Source organism: Herbaspirillum sp. B65, assembly GCF_000333555.1.
Lineage (GTDB): Bacteria > Pseudomonadota > Gammaproteobacteria > Burkholderiales > Burkholderiaceae_D > Herbaspirillum > Herbaspirillum rubrisubalbicans.
The window spans coordinates 1-3,987 of record NZ_BADI01000139.1 but is presented as its reverse complement, the minus strand read 5'-3'; the positions used below and the strand labels follow the sequence as shown (position 1 = coordinate 3,987).

Sequence of the window (3,987 nt, the reverse complement as noted above, 5' to 3'; positions counted from 1 at the left end):
CCAGCTGGGCCGCGATCTGGCGCAGCGACAAGATCGCGGGCAACGGCTGCGCCTGGCCGAGCACCAGCGCGCCGTGGCTTTGCAGGTCGGCCATGCCGGCCCAGGGATTGGTACAGGGCGGATGCCCCAGACGGGTTTCCACCACTTCGATGGCAGGCAGGATGGCATCGAAGACGGTGCGCAATTCGGCTTCGTCGGGCACCTGCTCCCCTGGTGCGTAGTCGCGACCCACGCGCAAGGCCAGTTCCACTTCCAGTCCGCGCATCCGCCATTGCGGCCCGCTCAGTTGCGTTCCAGATGACAGCACGCAGGACGCCGGCAGCGGCGCACAGCCAGGCAGGCTGCCATCGCCCTTGCTACCGACCTTCCAGCCACCGACCGGCCCCAGGCGCCGCAATTGCGCATCCTGCACCGCATAGGCGGTCTCGGCATCGCCCACGGCCAGCCGGCGCCAGTCCAGGGCCAGGCCGCTATGACGGGCGTCGAGCAGAAGTTGAGTGGCGGCGTCGATGTGCATACCGGAAGTCTCCAAAGCAGATAGTCAATGCAGCGCGCATTGTACTGGCTGGCGAGAATGCCGCCCACTGCTGGGCAAGACAATGAACTGGCGGCCGCCAGCAGGTTCGCAGCGACACGCCGATAATGCAGCAACGGTGCTTGACTTAGAGCGCACTCCAACTTCTAGACTGGCTGCCATGACGACTTCCCTGACCATTGCCCAAGCGGCCCAGGCCACCGGCCTGTCGGTGCACACCCTGCGTTACTACGAACGCATCGGCCTGCTCGATCCGGTGGAACGACGCGACAACCACCACCGCCGCTACACCCAGGAAGACCTGAACTGGATCGCCTTCCTCAAGAAGCTCAAGGCCACCGGCCTGCCGGTGCGCGCCATGCTGCGCTATGCCGAGCTGCGTCGCCAAGGCAATACGGTGCAAAGCGTCAGAGAGCGCAAGGCCATGCTGCAAATGCATACGCTCAACGTGCAACAGACCCTGGCCGAACTGCAGGACAACCTGGCGGTGCTGCAACACAAGCTCGTCCTCTACCAAGAGCTGGAGCAGCAAGCCCAGGCCGCACAAGCAGGTGCCGGCAGCCACGCGGCACCACCCTCCCCTAGCGAAGAAAGGATTGCACCATGAGCGCCCCCATCACCTCCCACCTGCAACCGGATTCCCCCGTCGGCAGCCGCCGCCTGGGCAGCAACGGCCCGCTGGTCTCGGCCATCGGCCTGGGCTGCATGGGCATGAGCGATTTCTACGCCCGGCGCGACGATGCCGAATCGCTGGCCACCATCGACCGCGCCCTGGAGCTGGGCATCAACCTGCTGGACACAGCCGACATGTACGGCCCCTACACCAACGAAGAACTGCTGGGCCGCGCCATCAAAGGCCGCCGCGACAAGTTCTTCATCGCCACCAAGTTCGGCATCCGGCGCGACCCGGCCGATCCGCAGGCGCGCGGCGTGGATGGCAGCCCGGCCTACATCCGCCAGGCGGTCGAAGGCAGCCTGCGGCGCCTGGGCGTAGACACCATCGACCTCTACTACCAGCACCGCATTGACCCGGCCACCCCCATCGAAGCCACCATGGGTGTGCTGGCCGACCTGGTGCGCGCCGGTAAGATCCGCTACATCGGCCTGTCCGAAGCCTCGGCGGCCACGCTGGAGCGGGCGCACCGAGTGCATCCGGTGACCGCCTTGCAGAGTGAATATTCCTTGTGGACCCGTGATTCGGAAACCGAGGTACTGGCCACCTGCCGCGCCCTGGGCATTGGCTTCGTGGCCTACAGCCCCTTGGGACGGGGCTTCCTGACCGGCGCCATCCAGCGCTTCGAGGATCTGGCCGAGGATGATTTCCGCCGCACCAATCCGCGCTTCCAGGGCGAAAACTTCGCTCGCAACCTGCAGTTGGTGGACAAAGTGAAGGAAATGGCAGAGCACCACGGCTGCACGCCCAGCCAACTGGCATTGGCCTGGGTGATGGCCCAGGACCCGCATATCGTGCCGATCCCGGGGACCAAGCGACGGCGCTACCTGAAGAAAATGCCGGCGCTTTCGATGTGAAGCTTTCTTCCGAAGACCTGCTGGCGCTGGAGGCGATCTTCCCGCGCGGTGTGGCAGCCGGCGCGCGCTATACCGAGGCCAGCATGAAGATGCTCAACGTCTAGGGCTGGTTCAGTCCTCGGTGTGGGCAGCCGGGTGCAAGGCCAGCGGCACGAAGGTATTGGTGGCGGTGTCATGCGCCAGGATGGAGCCGGACTCGATGTCATAGACCCAGCCATGCAGGGCCAGTCGGCCCTGCGCCAGCGCCACCGCCACCGACGGATGGGTACGGATGTTGTTCAACTGGGCGATCACGTTTTCGCGCACCATGCCATCGATGCGGTCCTTCTCGGTCTCGTGGTGGCGCGATTCATTGATCATGCGCGCCGCATCGGTGTGGTGCAGCCAGTTGCGCACGGCCGGCATGTGGTCCAGGCAGGCGCAGGTCGCCACGGCGGTCATGGCGCCGCAGTCGGAGTGGCCGCAGATGACGATGTCCGACACCTTCAACTGGGCCACCGCATACTCCACCGAGGCACTCACCCCGCCCGGCTCGGGACCGAAGGAAGGCACGATGTTGCCGGCGTTGCGGATGACGAACAGGTCGCCCGGTTCGCGTTGGGTCACCAGTTCGGGCACCATGCGGCTGTCCGAACAGGAGATGAACAGGGCCGTGGGCGTCTGGCCGTTGGCCAGGCTCTTGAACAGCTCCTTACGGGAGGGGAAGACATCCTGCTGGAAGCGCAGGAAACCATTGATGATGTCGCGCATGGTCGGGGGCCTTGGGATTCTGGATAAAGACGACGTCGATCAATCACGTCAGCGCAGGATTATCGCCCGGAATCGACCTGACCGTTCCGGCAAGTCATTGCAAACGTAATAACGAATTACGCCTACCTGTTAAATTTCATCAAGAACCACAAGTTTTTCTAGAGACTTTTCATCTTATCCCCTGATAAAATTGCCGCCTCGAAACTGGCCCGAGCGCAACGCACGGTGCTTTCGAGTGCATTGAAGGGTAGCTCCCGCTGCCCTTATCAACATCAACGATTCGGGGAAATTTATGTTCAGCAGGTATGTCACGACCGTGGCTGCGGTAGCCATGGTAACGGCGCTCGGGGGTTGCGCCACGGAGAATTCACGCAGTCTGCCGGTGGCCCAGGTGGCCAGCGCCCAGCAGGCGTATCAGGGGCCTCGCAGCCCGATCGCAGTCGGCAAGTTCGATAACCGCTCCAGCTATCTGCGCGGCATCTTCAATGATGGCGTGGACCGTCTGGGCGGCCAGGCCAAGACCATCCTGATCACCCATCTGCAGCAGAGCAACCGCTTCTCCGTGATGGACCGCGACAACATGGGCGAACTGGCCCAGGAAGCCAAGCTGAACAAGCAGACCCAGGCGCTCAAGGGCGCCAACTACGTGGTCACCGGTGACGTCACCGAATTCGGTCGCAAGGAAACCGGCGATCGCCAGCTCTTCGGCATCCTCGGTCGCGGCAAGTCGCAGGTGGCCTACGCCAAGGTCAACCTGAACATCGTGGACGTGAACACCTCGCAGGTGGTCTACTCGGCCCAGGGCGCAGGGGAATACAGCCTGGACAACCGCGAGATCGTCGGCTTCGGCGGCACCGCCAGCTATGACTCCACGCTCAATGGCAAGGTGCTCGACCTGGCCATCCGCGAAGCAGTCCAGAACCTGGTCACCGGCATCGATTCCGGCGCATGGAAGCCCTGATCCCCAAACACCGATACAAGAGACCGACCATGATGAACAAGAAGCTCGCCGCCGGGTTCGCGCTCGGCCTGGCGCTGGCCTTGAGCGGCTGCGCCAAGCAACAGCAGAAGTCCCTCTACGGCTGGGGCAATTACCAGGACCAGCTCTACGAACACTCAAGACCGAAGGCAACGGCAATGAAGCCGAGATCGCCGCGCTGGGAAGAAACCTG

4 protein-coding genes and 2 pseudogenes are annotated in these 3,987 nt (G+C 63.6%); 4 read left to right on the top strand and 2 right to left on the bottom strand.

Annotated features, from left to right (window positions below):
• A partial coding sequence (locus I5W_RS03775; RefSeq protein ID WP_044528229.1) for a hydratase occupies positions 1-517 on the bottom strand: 517 nt, incomplete at its 3' end.
• Between the two features lie 178 nt (positions 518-695).
• Here I5W_RS03775 and I5W_RS03770 point away from each other — a divergent pair.
• Together I5W_RS03770 and I5W_RS03765 are read left to right on the top strand one after the other, a co-directional pair.
• Positions 696-1,142, top strand: coding sequence for a MerR family transcriptional regulator (locus I5W_RS03770; RefSeq protein WP_017453891.1), 447 nt, complete (start codon positions 696-698; stop codon positions 1,140-1,142).
• A pseudogene (locus I5W_RS03765) lies at positions 1,139-2,169 on the top strand (aldo/keto reductase). The gene I5W_RS03770 and the pseudogene I5W_RS03765 overlap by 4 nt, the downstream one beginning before the upstream one ends.
• A 7-nt stretch (positions 2,170-2,176) precedes the next feature.
• On the opposite strand, the gene I5W_RS03760 reads toward I5W_RS03765, so the two are convergent.
• Positions 2,177-2,815 carry a carbonic anhydrase gene (locus I5W_RS03760; protein WP_017453893.1) on the bottom strand — a complete coding sequence of 213 codons (639 nt, stop codon included), beginning with the start codon at positions 2,813-2,815 and terminating at the stop codon, positions 2,177-2,179.
• Between the two features lie 292 nt (positions 2,816-3,107).
• On the opposite strand from I5W_RS03760, the gene I5W_RS03755 reads away from it, so the two are divergent.
• Together I5W_RS03755 and I5W_RS03750 are read left to right on the top strand one after the other, a co-directional pair.
• Positions 3,108-3,776, top strand: coding sequence for a CsgG/HfaB family protein (locus I5W_RS03755; protein WP_044528228.1), 669 nt, complete (start codon positions 3,108-3,110; stop codon positions 3,774-3,776).
• A gap of 29 nt (positions 3,777-3,805) precedes the next feature.
• Positions 3,806-3,987, top strand: a pseudogene (locus I5W_RS03750) (DUF4810 domain-containing protein); the annotation flags it as partial.